Below are 354 nucleotides of genomic sequence, written 5' to 3'. Positions count from 1 at the left end.
AGCAGGAAACTTTACTCCTATTTATACAGATAACCCCTACTGGCAGCTATATGAAAACTACCAGACAGATGAAAGAAACCGTCTTTACGGGAATTTCAACCTTAATTATGCGCTAACAGACTGGTTGTCTGCCACTGCGCGTGTATCTATGGACTATTATGGGGATTTCCGTGAAGAGAGAACGAATGTTGGCAGTAACGGAGTATCGGGTTACAGCAGATATGATGGAACATACAAAGAGGTTAACTATGACCTGCTTTTAAATTTTGACTATGACCTTAACGAGGATATTAACCTTGCAGGTATACTTGGAGCAACAGCAAGAAGACAGGATGATGCCATTATGAGATCATC

General features: G+C 41.0%; 1 pseudogene. It reads left to right on the top strand.

Annotation, left to right across the window (positions count from 1 at the left end):
• Positions 1–354 (top strand): annotated as a pseudogene (locus HC175_RS21175) (SusC/RagA family TonB-linked outer membrane protein); the annotation flags it as partial.

It is taken from the genome of Salinimicrobium oceani, assembly GCF_012037645.1.
The sequence above is the reverse complement of the archived record's forward strand: the minus strand, read 5'-3'. Positions and strand labels throughout refer to the sequence as shown.